General features: G+C 68.1%; 21 protein-coding genes. 4 read left to right on the forward strand and 17 right to left on the reverse strand.

What is annotated here, in order from left to right; genetic code table 11:
• Nucleotides 1–202 precede the first annotated feature (202 nt).
• The 7 genes from hflX to rlmE form a co-directional block, all read right to left on the reverse strand.
• A complete protein-coding gene (gene hflX, locus FHW78_RS04465) occupies nt 203–1,504 on the reverse strand; it encodes a ribosome rescue GTPase HflX (RefSeq protein WP_141456079.1) in 1,302 nt (433 codons plus the stop codon).
• 119 nt (nt 1,505–1,623) lie between these two features.
• Nucleotides 1,624–1,905, reverse strand: a complete 282-nt coding sequence (gene hfq, locus FHW78_RS04470; protein ID WP_183638245.1) for an RNA chaperone Hfq — start codon at nt 1,903–1,905, stop codon at nt 1,624–1,626.
• Nucleotides 1,906–2,022: 117 nt separating this feature from the next.
• Nucleotides 2,023–2,979 carry a tRNA (adenosine(37)-N6)-dimethylallyltransferase MiaA gene (miaA, locus tag FHW78_RS04475; protein WP_183638248.1) on the reverse strand — a complete coding sequence of 319 codons (957 nt, stop codon included), beginning with the start codon at nt 2,977–2,979 and terminating at the stop codon, nt 2,023–2,025.
• 192 nt (nt 2,980–3,171) lie between these two features.
• Nucleotides 3,172–4,071 carry a dihydropteroate synthase gene (folP, locus tag FHW78_RS04480; protein WP_183638252.1) on the reverse strand — a complete coding sequence of 300 codons (900 nt, stop codon included), beginning with the start codon at nt 4,069–4,071 and terminating at the stop codon, nt 3,172–3,174.
• A complete protein-coding gene (locus tag FHW78_RS04485; protein WP_181444283.1) occupies nt 4,071–4,241 on the reverse strand; it encodes a hypothetical protein in 171 nt (56 codons plus the stop codon). Before FHW78_RS04485 ends, folP begins: the two co-directional genes overlap by 1 nt.
• A gap of 104 nt (nt 4,242–4,345) precedes the next feature.
• Nucleotides 4,346–6,271 carry an ATP-dependent zinc metalloprotease FtsH gene (gene ftsH, locus FHW78_RS04490; protein WP_183641128.1) on the reverse strand — a complete coding sequence of 642 codons (1,926 nt, stop codon included), beginning with the start codon at nt 6,269–6,271 and terminating at the stop codon, nt 4,346–4,348.
• 49 nt (nt 6,272–6,320) lie between these two features.
• Nucleotides 6,321–6,953 (reverse strand): 23S rRNA (uridine(2552)-2'-O)-methyltransferase RlmE, encoded by a 633-nt coding sequence (gene rlmE / locus FHW78_RS04495; protein WP_183638255.1) that lies wholly within the window; start codon nt 6,951–6,953, stop codon nt 6,321–6,323.
• A gap of 99 nt (nt 6,954–7,052) precedes the next feature.
• On the opposite strand from rlmE, the gene yhbY reads away from it, so the two are divergent.
• The 3 genes from yhbY to FHW78_RS04510 are packed head-to-tail and all read left to right on the forward strand — an operon-like array spanning nt 7,053 to nt 8,378.
• A complete protein-coding gene (gene yhbY, locus FHW78_RS04500; protein ID WP_183638258.1) occupies nt 7,053–7,358 on the forward strand; it encodes a ribosome assembly RNA-binding protein YhbY in 306 nt (101 codons plus the stop codon).
• Nucleotides 7,359–7,386: 28 nt separating this feature from the next.
• Nucleotides 7,387–7,770 carry an Mth938-like domain-containing protein gene (locus FHW78_RS04505; protein WP_183638261.1) on the forward strand — a complete coding sequence of 128 codons (384 nt, stop codon included), beginning with the start codon at nt 7,387–7,389 and terminating at the stop codon, nt 7,768–7,770.
• Nucleotides 7,767–8,378 (forward strand): D-Ala-D-Ala carboxypeptidase family metallohydrolase, encoded by a 612-nt coding sequence (locus tag FHW78_RS04510; protein WP_183638264.1) that lies wholly within the window; start codon nt 7,767–7,769, stop codon nt 8,376–8,378. Before FHW78_RS04505 ends, FHW78_RS04510 begins: the two co-directional genes overlap by 4 nt.
• Before the next feature lie 273 nt (nt 8,379–8,651).
• On the opposite strand, the gene FHW78_RS04515 is transcribed toward FHW78_RS04510, so the two are convergent.
• Genes FHW78_RS04515 through surE form a run of 4 tightly spaced genes read right to left on the reverse strand, consistent with a single transcriptional unit; the run spans nt 8,652 to nt 11,525 of the window.
• A complete protein-coding gene (locus FHW78_RS04515) occupies nt 8,652–9,422 on the reverse strand; it encodes a peptidoglycan DD-metalloendopeptidase family protein (RefSeq protein WP_183638267.1) in 771 nt (256 codons plus the stop codon).
• Nucleotides 9,423–9,453: 31 nt separating this feature from the next.
• Nucleotides 9,454–10,065: a YqaA family protein gene (locus FHW78_RS04520; protein WP_183638270.1), complete on the reverse strand. Its 612-nt coding sequence runs from the start codon at nt 10,063–10,065 to the stop codon at nt 9,454–9,456.
• A gap of 6 nt (nt 10,066–10,071) precedes the next feature.
• Nucleotides 10,072–10,749 carry a protein-L-isoaspartate(D-aspartate) O-methyltransferase gene (locus FHW78_RS04525; RefSeq protein ID WP_183638273.1) on the reverse strand — a complete coding sequence of 226 codons (678 nt, stop codon included), beginning with the start codon at nt 10,747–10,749 and terminating at the stop codon, nt 10,072–10,074.
• Nucleotides 10,746–11,525 carry a 5'/3'-nucleotidase SurE gene (gene surE, locus FHW78_RS04530; RefSeq protein WP_141456067.1) on the reverse strand — a complete coding sequence of 260 codons (780 nt, stop codon included), beginning with the start codon at nt 11,523–11,525 and terminating at the stop codon, nt 10,746–10,748. Before surE ends, FHW78_RS04525 begins: the two co-directional genes overlap by 4 nt.
• 90 nt (nt 11,526–11,615) lie before the next feature.
• On the opposite strand from surE, the gene FHW78_RS04535 reads away from it, so the two are divergent.
• Nucleotides 11,616–12,152, forward strand: a complete 537-nt coding sequence (locus FHW78_RS04535) for a Smr/MutS family protein (RefSeq protein ID WP_183638276.1) — start codon at nt 11,616–11,618, stop codon at nt 12,150–12,152.
• Nucleotides 12,153–12,249: 97 nt separating this feature from the next.
• Here the strand turns inward: FHW78_RS04535 and truD are convergent, their stop codons facing one another.
• From truD to FHW78_RS04565, 6 genes are all read right to left on the reverse strand, one after another.
• On the reverse strand, nt 12,250–13,296 hold the full coding sequence (gene truD, locus FHW78_RS04540) for a tRNA pseudouridine(13) synthase TruD (protein WP_183638280.1): 1,047 nt from the start codon (nt 13,294–13,296) through the stop codon (nt 12,250–12,252).
• On the reverse strand, nt 13,293–13,784 hold the full coding sequence (gene ispF, locus FHW78_RS04545) for a 2-C-methyl-D-erythritol 2,4-cyclodiphosphate synthase (protein ID WP_183638283.1): 492 nt from the start codon (nt 13,782–13,784) through the stop codon (nt 13,293–13,295). Before ispF ends, truD begins: the two co-directional genes overlap by 4 nt.
• A 77-nt stretch (nt 13,785–13,861) precedes the next feature.
• Nucleotides 13,862–14,560: a 2-C-methyl-D-erythritol 4-phosphate cytidylyltransferase gene (gene ispD, locus FHW78_RS04550; protein ID WP_183641131.1), complete on the reverse strand. Its 699-nt coding sequence runs from the start codon at nt 14,558–14,560 to the stop codon at nt 13,862–13,864.
• Nucleotides 14,557–14,928: a cell division protein FtsB gene (ftsB, locus tag FHW78_RS04555; RefSeq protein WP_183638287.1), complete on the reverse strand. Its 372-nt coding sequence runs from the start codon at nt 14,926–14,928 to the stop codon at nt 14,557–14,559. The genes ispD and ftsB overlap by 4 nt, the downstream gene beginning before the upstream one ends.
• A 3-nt stretch (nt 14,929–14,931) precedes the next feature.
• Entirely contained in the window at nt 14,932–16,218 is a 1,287-nt protein-coding gene (gene eno / locus FHW78_RS04560; protein WP_183638289.1) for a phosphopyruvate hydratase, read from the reverse strand.
• The gene (locus FHW78_RS04565; RefSeq protein ID WP_183638292.1) at nt 16,215–17,483 is read right to left on the reverse strand and encodes a hypothetical protein; all 1,269 of its coding nucleotides are present in this window, start codon (nt 17,481–17,483) and stop codon (nt 16,215–16,217) included. Before FHW78_RS04565 ends, eno begins: the two co-directional genes overlap by 4 nt.
• Nucleotides 17,484–17,545 lie beyond the last annotated feature (62 nt).

A 17,545-nucleotide genomic window follows, 5' to 3' on the forward strand; every position in this document is an offset into this window, starting at 1 on the left:
GTGGCTGGCGGGATGCGGGGATGTTTTGCGGGGTGGGCGGGTTTCCGGTCGCGACTGACGTCGCTCCTACGCGGGCGGCGGGGCTTTTTGTGGGAGCGACGTCAGTCGCGACCGGGAAGCTGGAAGACCACTGGAGGTTTCGTCACGTCGGCGGGATTGCGGTCGCGACTCACGTCGCTCCCACAACGCACAGGGTGGGTGATCAGAAGGTGTCTTCGACGGGTTCGGGGAGCAGGGTTTCCAGGGCGTGGCCGCCCGCTTCGGCGGCCAGCCGGCGCGCGTCGGCCAGGGCCATGTCCAGGTCCAGATGCCAGCCGGTTTCGTCGTGGCGTTCGCCGCGCACCGCGCCGAGCGCGTGCAGGCGGGAACGCAATCGCGCCGAGCGCTCGCCCAGGTGCACGGTGCCGATGATCCGTTCCAGCCCGAGTTTCTGTGCCAGCGCTTCCTTCAGCACATCCAGCCCTGCGCCGTCGCGCGCGGAAATCCACACGCGCTCGTGGCCTTCGTTGGGCTGGTCGTGGCGCGGTTCGGCGCCTTCGATGCGATCGATCTTGTTGAACACCAGCAACTGCGGAATGTCGCCGGCACCAATCGCCTGCAACACTTCATCGACCTGGGTGATGCGTTCCTCGCGCAGCGGATCCGCGGCGTCGATGACGTGCAGCAGCAGATCCGCTTCGCGCGCCTCGGACAGGGTGGAGCGGAACGCGGCGACCAGTTCGTGTGGCAGATCGCGGACGAAGCCGACGGTGTCGGCCAGCACCACGCCGCCGCCAGGCAGTTCGATGCGGCGCACGGTGGGATCCAGGGTGGCGAACAGCTGGTCGGCGGCGTAGGCCTCCGCGCCGGTCAGCGTATTGAACAGGGTGGATTTGCCGGCGTTGGTGTAGCCGACCAGGGCCACGCGCGGCAGTTCGCTGCGCACGCGGGCGCGGCGCATCTGGGTGCGCTGCACTTCGACTTTTTCCAGCCGCTTCTGCAACTGCTCCACCCGCTTCTGCAGCAGGCGGCGGTCGGTTTCCAGCTGGGTTTCACCCGGGCCGCGCAGGCCGATGGAACCACCGCGCTGGCGCTCCAGGTGGGTCCAGCCGCGCACCAGCCGGGTGGCCATGTGCTTGAGCTGGGCCAGTTCCACCTGCAGCTTGCCTTCGTGGCTGCGGGCGCGCTGGGCGAAGATGTCCAGGATCAGGCCGGTGCGATCCAGCACGCGGCGTTCCAGGAATTTCTCCAGGTTGCGCTCCTGGCCGGGCGAAAGCGGATAGTTGACCAGTACCAGATCCGCGCCGGTGGCTTCGGCCGCGGCCTTGACCTCTTCCAGCTTGCCGCTGCCGATCAGGGTGGACGGATTGGGCCGATCGATGCGGGCGGTGAGCAACGCCGCGATGCTGGCGCCGGCGGAGCGGGCCAGATCGGTGAATTCCTCGGCGGCGCCATCATCCGGCGGGCCGCCGGCGTGGGGCTGGATCAGGAGGGCGTGTTCGCCTTTGCGGGAACGTTCGAACATGGAAAGCGGTTTGGACTCGATTTCAGGGAGGATCCGGTCGCGCCAGGCGCCCGGATCCCATCACATGGGGGCGGTCGCCCCCGATTTCACCCTGGAATCTCCACCGGTTCCCCGGGTGTTTACTCGCTGTCTTCTTCTTCTTCGCCCGCCGCGCCGCCCTCATTGGACTGCACGTAGCCGCCACCCGGTCCCACGCGCACGTTGCGCGCCGGCACCACCGTGGAAATGGCGTGCTTGTAGACCATCTGGCTGACCGTGTTGCGCAGCAGGACCACGAACTGGTCGAACGATTCGATGGTGCCCTGCAGCTTGATGCCGTTGACCAGGTAGACCGAAACCGGCACCCGCTCGCGGCGCAGAGCGTTCAGGAAAGGATCCTGCAAGGATTGCCCCTTGGACATTGTGGCGAACTCCCGAAGTGTTGCTTATAGGAATAATTGTGGTGTTTCCGGGTCCGCGCGCTTGTATCCCCTGGCGGCCCGGCCCCCGATGTTACACAACCGGGGCGGTTTGACCAGCTACGGGGCGCCCAGAAATTGCTGTCGGGCCCGCTCCAGGGCGGCCTGGTCGCGCCCGGGGTCGAACCAGCGGGCGTCCAGTTCGCCCCGCAGCCAGGTCAATTGGCGCTTGGCGAGCTGGCGGGTGGCGTAGATGGCGCGGTCGCGGAATTCGGTGGCGGAGACGGCGCCGTCCAGGTGTTCCCAGGCCTGGCGGTAGCCCACCGCGCGCACCGCCGGCAGGTCCAGTGGCGCGGCCACGGCCTGCATTCGCGGCAGCGCGCGCAGCCGACGAACCTCGTCCAGGAAGCCCTCGGCAAGCATGGCGTCGAACCGCTGTTCGATGCGCGCATGCAGCACGGCACGCTCGGCCGGCGCCAGCACCAGCTTGAGCACGCGGAACGGCAGGCGCGGCGGCCCGGGTTCGCGCTGCCATTGGCTGATCGGCTTGCCGCTGAGCCGGTAGACCTCCAGCGCACGCTGGATGCGTTGGGGATCGGTGGCGTGGATGCGCGCGGCCGCCTCGGGATCGACCCGGGCCAGCTCGGCATGCAGGGCTGGCCAGCCACGTTCGGCGGCTTCGGCGGCCAGCGTGGCGCGGGTGTCCGGGTCGGCTTCCGGCATCGGCGCCAGCCCTTCCAGCAGCGCACGAAAATACAGTCCGGTGCCACCGGCCAGAATCGGCAGCCCGCCGCGCGCGGCGATGTCGGCCAGCGCGGCGCGCGCGTCGGCGGCGAATTCGGCGGCCGAATAGGTCTGCCACGGATCCCGCACGTCGATCAGGTGGTGCCGCACCCGCGCCTGCATCGCCGCATCCGGCTTGGCCGCGCCGATATCCAGCCCGCGATACACCAGCGCCGAATCGATGCTGACGATTTCGCCATTGCAGCGCCCGGCCCACTCCATCGCCAACGCCGTCTTGCCCGAGGCGGTCGGGCCCATCAGGGCAATGGCGAGGGGACGGGTGTCGGCGGGCATGGGGGTGGTTGGGGATTGGGAATTGGGGATTGAAGGAGGGGGCTTTTGCCTCCCCCTTTGAAAAAGGGGGATTGAGGGGGATTTGCTTTTGGCGCCAAGAGCAAATCCCCCGTCACCTGCTTCGCAGATGCCCGCCCCCTTTTTCAAAGGGGGCTACGCACTCTTGGGGACTGAGGCGATTTGCCAGGCCCCTCAATCCTCATCCGGCCAGCGAATCGTCGGCGCCGCGGCTTTGGCGCGCGGCTGCGGCACCGCGGCCACCGCATTCCACACCTTCAGCGCATCCACCGTGGCGGCCACATCATGCACGCGCACGATCGCCGCGCCACGCTGGGCGGCAATCAGGTGCGCGGCGACCGATGCGGCGACGCGCTCGCTGGCGACATCACGCCCGGTGAGTTCTCCCAGCGAGCGCTTGCGCGACAGCCCCGCCAGCACCGGCACGCCGAGTTCAACGAAGCGCTCCAGCTGCGCCAGCAATGCAAGGTTGTGCCGGGTGTTCTTGCCGAAGCCGAAACCGGGATCGACGATCAGGTTCTTCTTGGCGATGCCGGCCATCTCCGCGGCGAAGATGCGCTCGGCCAGGAAGCGATGGACGTCGCCGACCACGTCGTCGTAGTCCGGCGCTTCCTGCATGGTGCGCGGCTCGCCCTGCATGTGCATCAGCACCACCGGCACGCCGAGGGCGGCGGCGGCTTCAAGCGCGCCTTCGCGGCGCAGGCCGTAGATGTCGTTGATCATGCCGGCGCCGGCCTGCACCGCCGCACGCATCACTTCCGGCTTGAAGGTGTCGATGCTGATCGGCAGCGTGGTTTCCTTCGCCAGCCGCTCGATCACCGGCACCACCCGACGCAGTTCTTCTTCCACGGAAACATCCGCGGCGCCGGGACGGGTCGACTCACCGCCGATGTCGAGGATGTCCGCACCCTCCTCCGCCAGCTTCAGACCGTGGGCGACCGCCGCCTCCAGGGTGTCGTGTGCGCCACCGTCGGAGAACGAATCCGGGGTGACGTTGACGATGCCCATCACCCGCGGGCGATCGAGCTTGAGGATGCGACCGGCACAGTCGAGTTGCGGGGTGGTGTCGAACATCAATCGGGATCCTTGGGTTTGCGGGAAGCGGCCGCGGCGGACAGCCCGCCGCCAATCGCCACGCCCAGCGCCAGCCACAGGGCCAGGTTGCCGGTGGCCACACCGACGGCGGCGCCGATGGCGATGCCCAGCGCGATGGCCACGCCGGGGTTGGTCTTGAAGTTCTTCATGAAGGACTCCTGCGCACGTTCGGCCGCCCGATGCGGCCCATTATCCACGCAAAACAAAAGACGGCCGAAGCCGTCTTTCGTGACCTTCCGGATGCGCGCCCGACTCAGGTCTGGGCGGCCGGACCGCCCAGCGGCGGCAGCGGGCGCGATTCCGGCTTGTCGCCGTCCTTGCCCGACTTGCCCCAGCCGGCCGGCGGCGGCGGATCGCGGCCTTCCATGATGGCGTCGATCTGCGGCGCATCGATGGTCTCGTATTGCAGCAGCAACTGGGACATCGAATGCAGCTTGTCGAGGTTTTCGGTCAGGATGCCCTTGGTGCGCAGGTAGGCGCGATCCAGGATGGCCCGGACCACTTCGTCAATCCGGCGCGCGGTCTCGTTGGAGACGTTCTTGTGCTGGGTGACCGAGCGGCCCAGGAAGACTTCGTCCTCTTCCTCGCCGTAGGCGATCGGACCCATCTCGTCGCTCAGGCCCCACTTGGTGACCATGTTGCGGGCCATCTTGGTGGCGCGCTCGATGTCGTTGGAGGCACCGGTGGTGACCTTGTCGGCACCGAAGATCAGCTCCTCGGCCACGCGGCCACCGTACAGCGAACACAGCTGCGACTCGATGGCGACGCGGTTGAGGCTGTACTTGTCGCCTTCCGGCAGGTACATGGTCACGCCCAGCGCGCGGCCGCGCGGGATGATGGTGACCTTGTAGACCGGGTCGTGCTCCGGCACCAGCCGGCCGACGATGGCGTGGCCGGCCTCGTGGTAGGCGGTGAGGGTCTTCTCGTCCTCGCTCATGGCCAGCGAGCGGCGCTCGGTGCCCATCAGGATCTTGTCGCGCGCGCGGTCGAAGTGATCCATGCGCACTTCCTTGGCGTTCTCGCGGGCGGCGAACAGCGCGGCCTCGTTGGCCAGGTTGGCCAGGTCGGCGCCGCTGAAGCCGGGGGTACCGCGGGCGATCACCATCGGCTCGACGTCGTCGGCCAGCGGCAGCTTGCGCATGTGCACGCGCAGGATCTGCTCGCGGCCCTTCACGTCGGGCAGGCCGACCACCACCTGACGGTCGAAGCGGCCCGGGCGCAGCAGCGCCGGGTCCAGCACGTCCGGACGGTTGGTGGCGGCGATGACGATCACGCCCTCGCCTCCCTCGAAGCCGTCCATCTCGACCAGCAACTGGTTCAAGGTCTGCTCGCGCTCGTCATGACCGCCGCCGAGGCCGGCACCGCGATGGCGGCCGACCGCGTCGATTTCGTCGATGAAGATGATGCACGGCGCGTGCTTCTTGGCCTGCTCGAACATGTCGCGCACGCGGCTGGCGCCGACGCCGACGAACATTTCGACGAAGTCGGAACCGGAAATGCTGAAGAACGGCACGCGGGCTTCGCCGGCGATGGCCTTGGCCAGCAGGGTCTTGCCGGTGCCGGGCGGGCCGACCATCAGCACGCCGCGCGGAATCTTGCCGCCCAGCTTCTGGAACTTGCCCGGATCACGCAGGAACTCGACCAGCTCGCCGACTTCCTCCTTGGCCTCGTCGCAGCCGGCGACGTCGGCGAAGGTGATCTTCACCTGGTCCTCGCCCTGCAGCTTGGCGCGCGACTTGCCGAAGCTCATGGCGCCCTTGGCGCCGCCGCCGCCCTGCATCTGCCGCATCATGAAAATCCAGAAGCCGATGATCAGCAGGACCGGCAGGAAGTTCAGCAGGATCACGCCCAGGCTGATGCCCGATTCCGGCGCGTCGCGGGTGATGGTGACGTTCTTGCGGACCAACTGGTTGACCAGTTCATCGTCGGCCGGGCCGTAGACCGTACCGGTCTGGCCGTCGGCGCGCTTGTACTCGATGGCATTGGTGGTCAGGTTGCCGTCCTTGGTGAAGCGCACCGAGGACACGCGGCCGTTGTCGACCTCGCGCAGGAACTCGGAGTAGGTGACTTCGCCACCACCGGCACCCGCGCCCATCTTCGGCGAAAAGCTCTGGAACACCACCATCAAGACGACGGCGACGACTACCCACAGCAGCAGATTCTTGGTCAAGTCGTTCATCCTCATCGGCCCCGCCGTTCCTCTTTCACGATATCCACGTTAAGCCACCTTACTTCATCCGGGCACGTTTGCCCTGCCCCAGCGCATAGACCTCCGGCGACCGCTTGCGCGAGGCGTCCGGCTTGCGGATGACCACCTTGTCGTACCGGCGCCTCAGTTCCTTGACGTAGTCGTCGAAACCGGTGCCCTGGAACAACTTGATCAGGAACGCACCTCCGGGCTTGAGGTGGCCATCGGCGAATTCCATCGCCAGTTCGGCCAGATACATCGCCCGCGGCTGGTCCACCGCATCCACACCACTCTTATTGGGGGCCATATCGGACAGCACAAGGTCCACCGGCTGCCCGTCCAGCATGGACTCCAGCTGGGATAACACGGCCTGTTCCCTGAAGTCTCCATGAAGGAATTCGACGCCGGCCAGCGGCGGCATGTCCAGGATGTCCATCGCCACCACTCGGCCGCTGTCGCCCATGGCCTGGCGGACGAACTGGGACCAGCCGCCCGGGGCGGCGCCCAGGTCGACCACCACCATGCCCGGCTTGAGCAGGCGATCGCGTTCCAGCAGTTCTTCCAGCTTGTAGGCGGCGCGCGAGCGCATGCCCTCGGCCTGCGCCTTCTTCACGTAGGGGTCGGAAAAGTGCTCGCGGAGCCAGCGTTGGCTGCTTTTGCTGCGTGTGGCCATGAGGGCGTCAATCTCCGCCGGCCTTGCGACAGCGGGCGGAACGGCGGCGGGAAAGGCCGCCATGATACCCTGAACACCCTTTCCCACCCTGATTTGTGCATGCCCGTCGTTCTGACCTCCGCCCAGACCCGTTTCCTGCGTGGCCAGGCCCATGACCTGAAAGCGCTGCTGCAGATTGGCGGCAAGGGAGTCACCCCGGCGTTCATCGCCGAACTGGACGGCGTGCTGGAACACCACGAGCTGATCAAGGTGAAGGTGGCAGGCGAGGACCGCGAGGCCCGCGACGCGATGATCGCCGAACTGGCCGAGCAGACCGGCGCGGCGCTGGTCCAGCGCATCGGCCACACCGCCGTGCTGTACCGCCCCAGCAAGGAACGCCGCCAGATTGTCCTGCCGCGGGCCTGACGGCCTGCCCGGCTCCGAGTCGCCTCCCATGCAACTGAGCCACGAACTCCCCGATTACGCCTACACCCTGCGCGCGGCCGACGGCCGCAGCGCCAAGGTCAACGATCGCGTGCTGACCGCCAGCTTCGTACTGTCGCCGTCGGAGCTGCGCGAGGACTGGGGCCCGCGCGACGTCGCCTCGCTGACGCCCGAGGACCTCACCCCCCTGCTGGCATTGCAGCCGGAGGTCATCCTGCTGGGGACCGGTGACCGCCAGATCTTTCCGCCGGCCGCGGTCATGGCCGCCGGCCTGACCCGCGGCGTGGGCATCGAGGTGATGACCAATGCCGCCGCCGCCCGCACCTTCAACGTGCTGGCCAGCGAATCGCGCCGGGTGGTGGCCGGGTTCCTGCTGGACACCCCTGCCGAGTGAACCGGCGGCGGGCGCTGATCGCGCTGCTGTCGCTGCTTCTGCTGGCCGCCTGCCAGCGCGCCCTGTTCCCGCCGGAAACCGTCGAACAGCGCTTCGCCCGCTGGCACCGCGACCACGCCGCCGAGGCTGGCGCCTATCAAGACTGGCTGGCGTCACAAGGCGTGGCCGAGGTCATGCCGTTGTCGTCGCTGCTGCGGACCTCGCGGCGTTGGCAACGGTGCGAGGCCGCCGAGTTCGCCGTGCCGCCCCAGGCCGAATGGGCCGGGATCCTGCCGACCCTGCGGTTGCTGCGGCAACTCCAGACGGAAGGGCTGGTGGATGGCCGGCGCATCCGCTCCGGCTGGCGCGACGCGCACACCAATGCCTGTTCCGGCGGCAGCACGCGCAGCCAGCATCTGCGCAACCGCGCGCTCGATCTGGATCTGGATCCTGCGGTCGCACCCGAACGTCTGTGCGGCTACTGGCGGCGGCATGGACCTGCTTTGCGAATGGGCCTGGGTTTCTATTCCACCGGACACATCCACATCGATACGGCGGGCTTCCGCACCTGGGGCAACGATCACACCCGGCGCACCTCGTTGTGCATGCAACCGCCACATTCCCTGTAGGAGCGACGTAAGTCGCGACCCGATAGGCTTCCGCTCAAAAGGCATCGCGACTGACGTCGCTCCCACAGGAGTGGTCATGGCGCCGTGGCGTAGACCCAATATGCAGTGGCGGGCGTGATGTGAGTCGCTGGCCTGCGGCGTGCCGATGATTTCCGGTCGCGACTTACGTCGCTCCTACAGGGCTTGGCCCATGCGCAAGGCAGCCTCGCATGAACCCACCATTGTAGGAGCGACTTCAGTCGCGACGGGTGTTTCGCCCGCAGGAAGGAAAGCTCAGCGCTTGGGCAGGTACAGCTGCGGATCCACCGGCTTGCCGTTGTAGCGGATCTCGAAGTGGAGCATCTCGCGGGCGGCACCGGAGCTGCCCATTTCCGCAATCTGCTGCCCGGCCTTCACGTTCTGGCCTTCGTTGACCAGGCGCTTGCGGTTGTGACCATAGGCCGACAGCCAGGCTTCGCTGTGCTTGACGATGATCAGTTCGCCGTAGCCGACCAGGCCGGCGCCGGAATACACCACCACGCCGTCGGCGGCGGCGCGCACCGCCTGGCCGCCGGAGCCGGCGATGTCGATGCCCTGCTTGGTGGCGTCGCCGGCGATGAAGCGTCCGATCACGTGGCCGTCCGCGGGCCAGCGCCAGTTGAAACCGCTGCTGACCGGTGCGGCCTGTGGCGGTGGCGGCTTGGGCGCGCTGGTGGCCGGCGGCGTCGTGGGACGCGGCGTGGTACCCGCCGTGGCGGTGCCGGTGCTGGCCGGCGGGCGGCTGCCGGAGGATGGATACAGGCGCAGGGTCTGGCCGGGATAAATCGTGTAAGGCGAGCCGATGCCGTTCCAGGCGGCCAAATCACGGAAGTCGATGCCGTTGCGGAAGGCCAGGCCGTACAGGGTGTCGCCGCGCTGCACGCGCACGGTCTGCCCGTACTTGGGCTGCGACACGATCCTGCCACCACCCGAGGAACCGGTCTGCCGGACCACCGTGCTGTGGCAGGCCGCCAGGCCGGCCATCACCGCGATGCTCAGAACAAGGGCACGTGTGGCTTTCGTCATCCGTTCACTCACCTTCTGCGGATACCAGGAATCAGGTGGAGGCGCGCCAGATCAACCAGCCGACCAACGCCACCACCAGTGCGGTGGCAATCCAGCCCACCGGTTCGATCCAGCGGCGCAGCGCCGCCTCGGCACGCGCCCCGCCCAACCGGATCGCGATGCCCAGCAGGTACACCCGCTTGCCGCGTCCGATCAGCATGCTGAGCACGTATTGCAGCATAGGCACGCCCACGATACCCGACGCCCACGTGAACACCTTCATCGGGATGGGCATGAAGCCACCGAGTACCAGGAAGGTGAAGACCGCCCACGGCGACTCGGCCATCTTGGCCTTCACCAGGCCGATACCCGCCTCGATGCTGTCGAGCATGCCCAACGCGGCGAACAGCGGCTTGAGCGCCTCGAAGGCGTAGTGGCCCAGCGCGTAACCGACCAGCGCGCCGGCCATGGAGCCGGCCAGGCTGAGGGTGGCGAACCACAGCGAGCGCTTCGGATTGGCCACGCACATCGGGGCCAGCATCACCTCCGGCATCACCGGGAAGATGATCGCCTCGATGAAGCTCAACCCGGTCAGCAGCGCGGGCGCGCGCGGATGCCGGGCCCACTGGATCGCGCGCTCGTACAACGGTTTGAAGATCTGCATCCGCGATCAGTCCAGGGTGCCGGACAACAGGGGAACGAACACGACCGGCGCCAGGGTTTCCTCCTGCACGCTGCCGTCCTCGCGCTTGGTCAGCTTGACCAGCGATTGCGAACCGGAGCCGCCAACCGGGGCAATCAGATGACCACCCACCGCCAGCTGATCGATCAGCGCGTTGACCAGCGCCGGCGCGGCGGCGGTGACCAGGATGCCGTCGTACGGCGCATGTTCCGGCCAGCCGATGCGGCCGTCGTCATGCTTGCTGCGCACGTTCATGCCGAGCTGGCGCAGGCGCTTGCGCGCCTGGCGCAGCAGGTCGCCGATGCGTTCGACGGTATAGACCTCCAGTCCCAGCGCGGCCAGCACCGCGGCCTGGTAGCCGGAACCGGTGCCGATTTCCAGCACCTTCTTCGGCGCGCCCTGCAGCAGCGCCTCGGTCATGCGCGCCACCACCCACGGCTGCGAGATGGTCTGGCTGTGGCCGATCGGCAGCGCGGTGTCCTCGTAGGCGCGCGTGGCCAGCGCCTCGTCGACGAACAGATGGCGCGGCACCAGCCGGATGGCGTTGAGTACGGTCTCGTCGCGGATGCCGGACTCGCGCAGGCGCTCGACCAGGCGATCGCGCACGCGCTGCGAGGTCATGCCCATGCCCACGGCTTCCGGTTGCAGGCGCAGCCGCGGGGTCACGCCGGGTTCTCCAGCGAGGAGGTCAGGCCATCGACCCAACCGGCGACCTTTTCCAGCGCCTGGTAGCGGGTCAGATCGACGTGGATCGGGGTGATGGAGATGTTGCCCATGCGCACGGCATGGAAGTCGGTGCCCGGGCCGGCATCCTGTTCCGGACCGGCCGGGCCGATCCAGTACACGGTGTTGCCGCGCGGATCCTGCTGGGTCACGCAGGGTTCGGAGCGATGGCGGTTGCCGAGCCGGGTGACCTCGAAGCCACGCACTTCGCTCCACGCGCGATCCGGCACGTTGACGTTGAGGATGGTGTCGGCGGGCAGCGGATCGGCCTTCAGCCGGGCGACGATCTCCACCGCGGCGCGCGCGGCGGTTTCGAAATGGCGCGGCTCGTGATTGCGCGAGACCAGCGACATCGCCACCGCCGGCAGGCCGAGGAAGCGCCCTTCCATCGCCGCCGACACGGTGCCGGAATAGATCACGTCGTCGCCGAGGTTGGCGGAATTGTTGATGCCGGACACCACGATGTCCGGTTCGAACTCCAGCATGCCGGTCAGCGCCAGGTGCACGCAGTCGGTCGGCGTGCCGGCGACGCTGCAGGTGTAGTGGTCGATCCGCTTGAGCCGGATCGGCAGATCCAGGGTGAGCGAGTTGCTGGCGCCGGAACGATCGCGATCCGGCGCGATGACGAACACTTCATGGCCGGCCTCGCGCAACCCCTCCGCCAGAATGCGGATGCCGGGGGCGTCGACGCCGTCATCGTTGCTGACAAGTACGCGCATGTGCTTCCTCGGGGGACGGCCCATGATACCGGAAGCGGATGACCGCTTCCCGCGCTTGCGTCACGCGCCCGCCGCGCTACGCTGTGGGCCATGTCCGATCCCCCCGAAGACGACGACGCCGCCTTGTTCCGCCAGGCCATCGGCGAGGTGAAGCCGATGGCGGACGCCGCGCCGCCTCCGCGGCCGCCGAAGCCGCGCCCCGCCGCGCGCATGGCCGAACGCGACGAGGTGGACGCGCGCAGCGAGTTCCAGCGCGGGCTGGACGACCTGGCGCTGCTGGAGGCCGGCGACGTACTCAGTTTCCGCCGCGACAAGGTGCCGCCGCGGGTGTTCCAGCGCCTGCGCAAGGGCCAGTTCTCGGCCCAGGACGAACTGGATCTGCACGGCGCCACCGCCGCCGAGGCCGAACGCCTGCTGCGCCAGTTCATGCAGGAGGCCCATGCGCACGAGCATGGTTGCGTGCGCATCATCCACGGCAAGGGCCGTCGCAACGAGCGCGAGATTCCGGTGCTGAAGAACCTGGTGGATCGGCTGTTGCGCCAGCGTGGCGACGTGCTGGCGTTCCATTCCGCGCCCGCCACGCAGGGCGGGACCGGCGCGGTGCTGGTGCTGCTGGCGCGGCGCTGACGGGTCGGCGCGATACAGGACGCCCATCGAATCGACGCATGCGGCAACCACCGGCCCCGCTCCGCCATGCCCTCGCGCATGACGCGCGGCCGCCCGCTCAGGATGCCTGCGCCTCGCGATCCGCTTCCACGACTTCGCCCAGCTCATGCAGCAGCGCGGTGGCGTAGCTGCCCGGCGGCAGCGCGAACCCCAGCGACAGCACGTCGTCGGCGAGCCATTCCCAGGCCATTGCCTGCGGGCGCAGGCGCAGCGCGCGGCGTTCCTGGCGCAGCTCCGCCTGCTCGAGTCCGCCGCGCAAGCGATGGGCGGTATCGTCGGCCAGCGCGGCCAGTTCCAGTTCACGGCATTCCCCGGTGCTGCGCAGTTCCCCGGCGCCCCATAGCGGGCCGCTGGGGTGGATGTCGAATGCGGCCAGGCGCTGCGCCAGGGTGTCGTTCCACGGCTCCGGGCCGAATACGCTGCGACTGCCGTCCAGCATCCACACTTCGCCGTCCATGCCCTGGTTCCAGTTGCCCGCGGTGATGCGGGCGGTCAACACCCGGTTGAACAGCTCCGAACGCGCGGCCGACAGCAGCATCGAGCGCTGATCGCGGCGCACCCGGCGGCCACCGAACATCGCCAGCGCCGCGGCGACGTTGCCGCCGTCGCGGCCGAACCGTTGTTCGCCGAACCAGTTGGGCAGACCCTGCGCGGCGATGTCCGCCAGACGCTGTTCGATCTCCGCGCGATCCCCGCGCACATCGCGCAATACCAGCACGAAACGGTTGCCTGCCAGCGCGCCGCGCGGCAGCTTGCGGTTATGCCAGGTCGATTCCAGCACCTGCAGGTCGTCCGCGTTGAGGGCGGCGATGTCAGGGGCATTGCGCCTGGGCAGGTGCACGCTGAAGCGCTGGCGGGTCACCGCGTGGCGATCCTTCAGGCCCGCATAGCCAATCGCCATCTCCTGCAGTCCGGCCCAGGCGGCGATGCGCTTGGCCGCGAAGGCGGTATTCATGCCGCGCTTTTGCACGGTCAGCAGCAAGTGCTCGCCCTCGCCGGTGGGTTCGAACCCGGGCAGTTCCTCGACGAAGAAATCCTCCGGCGTGGCGCGGAAACGCGCCGCCAGCACCGATGCGCCGAAGGCGCGCGGCAGATCCGAGCTCACGCACGCACCAGCAGCACCACCGCCTGCGCGGCGATGCCTTCGCCACGGCCGGTGAAGCCGAGCTTCTCGGTGGTGGTCGCCTTGATGGCGATGGCGTCGATGTCGGTTTCCAGGTCCTGGGCGATGGCGGCGCGCATCGCGTCGGCGTGCGGGCCGACCTTGGGCCGTTCGCCGATCACGGTGACGTCGGCGTTGCCGACGCGCCATCCGCGCTCGCCGATCAGGGCATTGCAGTGGCGCAGGAAATGGCGGCTGTCCGCGCCTTTCCAGCGCGGATCCGAAGGCGGGAAATGCTTGCCGATGTCGCCCAGCGCGAGCGCGCCGAGAATGGCGTCGCACAGCGCGTGCAGCACCACGTCGCCGTCGCTGTGCGCCAGCACGCCACGATCGTGCGGCACGCGCACGCCACCCAGCATCAGATGGTCGCCATCGCCGAAGGCGTGGACGTCGAATCCCTGGCCGATGCGGATGGAAGGAAGGTCGTGCATGTGCATATCCAACAAAAAAGAAGCCGGGTTGTCACCGGGAGAAGCGCCGCGCCGGGACGGCGCTCCTGCCGGAAGCGTCAGCGGCCGCGCTGGGCCAGTATGAACTCGAAGCGCGCCAGATCCGCCGGGGTGGTGATCTTGAAGTTGTCCTCGGCGCCTTCGATCAGCAGCGGGCGCAGGCCCTGCCGCTCCATCGCCATCGCCTCGTCGGTGACTTCGATGCCATTGCCGGCTGCGGCTTCCAGCGCGCGTTGCAGGTGCAGGCGGCGGAACAGCTGGGGGGTGAAGGCACGCCACAGCCGCTCGCGCGGTTCGGTGCCGTCGATACCGCCGTCGTCGCCGGCCCGCTTGAGCGTGTCGCGCACCGGCGCGGCGAGGATGGCGCCGACCGGGTCGTTGCGTCCGCGTTCAAGCAACTGGGCCAGATCGGCCAGCCCGAGGTTGGGCCGTGCGGCGTCGTGCACCAGCACGAAGTCGTCGGCGCGCACGTCGTCGGGCAGCGCGTTGAGCCCGGCCAGCACCGACTCGGCGCGGGTCGCGCCGCCGGTGCAGGTCAGCAACGGCCGGCCGGCGAACGAGGTCCAGCCCGGCCAGTCCGCATCCTCGGCCGACAACGCCAGCACCGCGCCCAGCACGGCATCGTGCGCGAACAGCGCCTCCAGCGTGTGTTCCAGCAACAGCCGGCCGGCCACGCGCAGGTACTGCTTGGGAATCTCGCCACCGAAGCGCGTGCCGCGCCCGGCGGCGGGAATCACCGCCCAGATCCCGGCCATCAGGGCTGGTGCTCCGGTTCGGCGATCGGGGCCGGTTCGGCGGCAGCTTCACCGTCCTCCGTGGCCACGGGCGGCGCCGGCACCGGTGCGGTCGGTTCCACCACGCGGTAGAACTTCTCGCCAGGCTTGATCATGCCCAGTTCGCTACGCGCGCGTTCCTCGACCGCCGCCTCGCCGGACTTGAGGTCCTCGACTTCGGCGGCGAGCGCGTCGTTGCGTTCCTGCAGGCCGGCGTTCTCGCGTTTCTGCACGACCACCTGGCTTTCCAGCGCGACCACTTCACCCGAACTGCCCGCGCCGAACCAGAACCGGTATTGCAGCCAGGCCAGCAGCAGCGCCAGTACCAGCAGCAGCCAGACCAGTCGGCGCATGGCTTACTTCTTCAGCGAGACGAAGGCGTTGCGGCCGGCATAGCGCGCCGCGCTGCCCAGTGCTTCCTCGATGCGCAGGAGCTGGTTGTACTTGGCCACGCGATCGCTGCGGCACAGCGAGCCGGTCTTGATCTGGGTGGCGGTGGTCGCCACCGCGATGTCGGCGATGGTGGTGTCTTCGGTTTCGCCGGAGCGGTGGGAGACGATCGCCGCGTAGTTGGCGTGATGGGCCATGGCGATGGCTTCCAGCGTTTCGCTGAGGGTGCCGATCTGGTTGACCTTGATCAGGATGGCGTTGGCCGTGCCGGACTCGATGCCTTCCTTGAAGATCTTCGGGTTGGTGACGAACAGGTCGTCGCCGACCAACTGCACCTTGTTGCCGATGCGATCGGTCAGCAGCTTCCAGCCGGCCCAATCGTCCTCGGCCAGGCCGTCCTCGATGGTGATGATCGGGTACTGGGCGGCCCAGTCGGCCAGGAAGTCGACGAACTGCTCGCTGGTCAGGCGCTTGCCCTCGCCCACCAGGTGGTACTTGCCGTTGTCGAAGAACTCGCTGGAGGCCACGTCCAGGCCCAGCAGCACGTCCTCGCCGGCGGTGTAGCCGGCGCGGCCGATGGCTTCCAGGATGGTGTCCAGCGCTTCGACGTTGCTGCGGAAGTCCGGGGCGAAGCCGCCCTCGTCGCCCACCGCCGTGCTTAGGCCGTGGCCCTTGAGGACCGACTTGAGCGAATGGAAGATTTCGGTGCCCGCGCGCAGCGACTCGGCGAAGGAGTCGAAGCCCACCGGCAGCACCATGAACTCCTGGAAGTCCACGTTGTTGTCGGCATGCGCGCCGCCGTTGATGATATTCATCATCGGCACCGGCAAGGTCACCGCGTCGCCGCCGGCCAGATAGCGCCACAGCGGCTGTTTGCGCGAGGCGGCCATCGCATGGGCGTTGGCCAGCGACACGCCCAGCAGCGCATTGGCGCCCAGGCGCCCCTTGTTCTCGGTGCCGTCCAGGTCGATCAGACGGCGATCCAGGCCTTCCTGATCGGCCGAATCGAAGCCATGCAGGGCATTGGCGATCGGGCCGTTGACGTTCTCGACCGCCTTGCGCACGCCCTTGCCCAGGTAGCGGGTCTTGTCGCCATCGCGCAGTTCCACCGCTTCCTTAGTGCCGGTGGAGGCGCCGGACGGCACCATCGCGCGGCCGAACGAGCCGTCGGCCAGGGTGACTTCGGCTTCGAGGGTGGGATTTCCGCGGCTGTCGAGGATTTCGCGGGCGTGGACTTTGGCGATCGTGGTCATGAGGGGTCGGCCAGACTGTTCAGTTTGAGTAAGGGGACGAAATCGTTCGGAAGGTTACAGGTTTCCGGGGCCAGACGGGCGATGTAGAGGGCCAGCAGGCCAGTGGCCTGCAATTGGCGCGCGCCCGCCGGCGAGCTGATTTCAGCCCCTTCATGATACTGCTCGACCATCGTTCCGACGTTCAGCATGCCGGCCAGCAGGTCATTGGCGCGCCCCTGGGCATCGGCCGGCAGCTCGTAGCCGAACGACTTCGAGATACCCACATGGGCCAGCAGTTCGTAGGCGGCCTTGAACAGGCGCGGCAGTTCCGGGCTGCCGGCGAAGCGGGCGTTTGCTCCCTCCAGGTCGAAACCATGGTCGTTGCCCCGCGCAAGGCACTGCCTGAACTGCGGCATCGCCGCCATCAGGCGCGTGTATTCGGCTTCGCTCCACACGCTCGAATAGGCCGGTCCCGTCTTGCAGCGCAACCGGTCGTCGGCGGTGCGCAGGCCGCGCGGGTTGTCCGGTGTGGTCATCAACAGGCGGACGAACGTCTCCGAAGGGGCGCAGCGGCCACCCATCATCTGCGAACCGAACAGCCGTTCCATGCCGGCGCCGCGCAACTGGTGCGCGGCCCGCGGCCCGGTCAGCGGCCCCAGCATGGAGGCGGCCATCGGCAGCATCGCCAGCTCTCGCATCTGCTTCATCAGTTCCGTGCGACCACAGCTTGGCGCGTCAAGCGGAGTCGCCAGTTCCGGCACCTCCACCAGGCGGGCGTAGTCACGGATCTGCCGTTCCAGTTCTCCCGAGGCCATCACCGCCTCCATGCGTTCAGCGAACTTGCTGTCGTCGCGATCCTCACGGCCACGTCCGGCTTCGCACTGCCGGAGCTGCTCCAGTTCGGTGACAAAGGCGTCGCGTTCGGCCGGCGTCCAGGGCACCACGGACGCCTTGCGCAGGAGGTCGACCAGTTCGGCGCGACGCGCGGGATCGGATTCGGCCCTGGCGGCGAATGCGGGCAGTTCGGATTCGGTCAGCGGCAATACCTTGGAGCCGGCCAGATCCTCGGGGTCTTCGGGCATCCTCCATGCGTCGGATTCCCGTGCCTGGGCCATCGACATGCCGGCCACGACCAACGCCAACGCCCATGCGCAACGACGGCCGGAAAAACGAGTGGGTACAGGACGGAAGAATTGGAAGCGGAGCGTGCGCGGGGAAGCGCCGGGGATACGGATCATGCGTAGACAAACACCGGAAATGAAAGAAGAACAGCCGGATTCGGCCACGCCTCGATTATCCCCACCGGGTTGGCCCCTGCCAAATCACAATGACGTGCGCAGTGGATGCT

The sequence above is a fragment of the Pseudoxanthomonas sp. OG2 genome, assembly GCF_014192765.1.
GTDB classification, from domain to species: domain Bacteria; phylum Pseudomonadota; class Gammaproteobacteria; order Xanthomonadales; family Xanthomonadaceae; genus Pseudoxanthomonas_A; species Pseudoxanthomonas_A beigongshangi.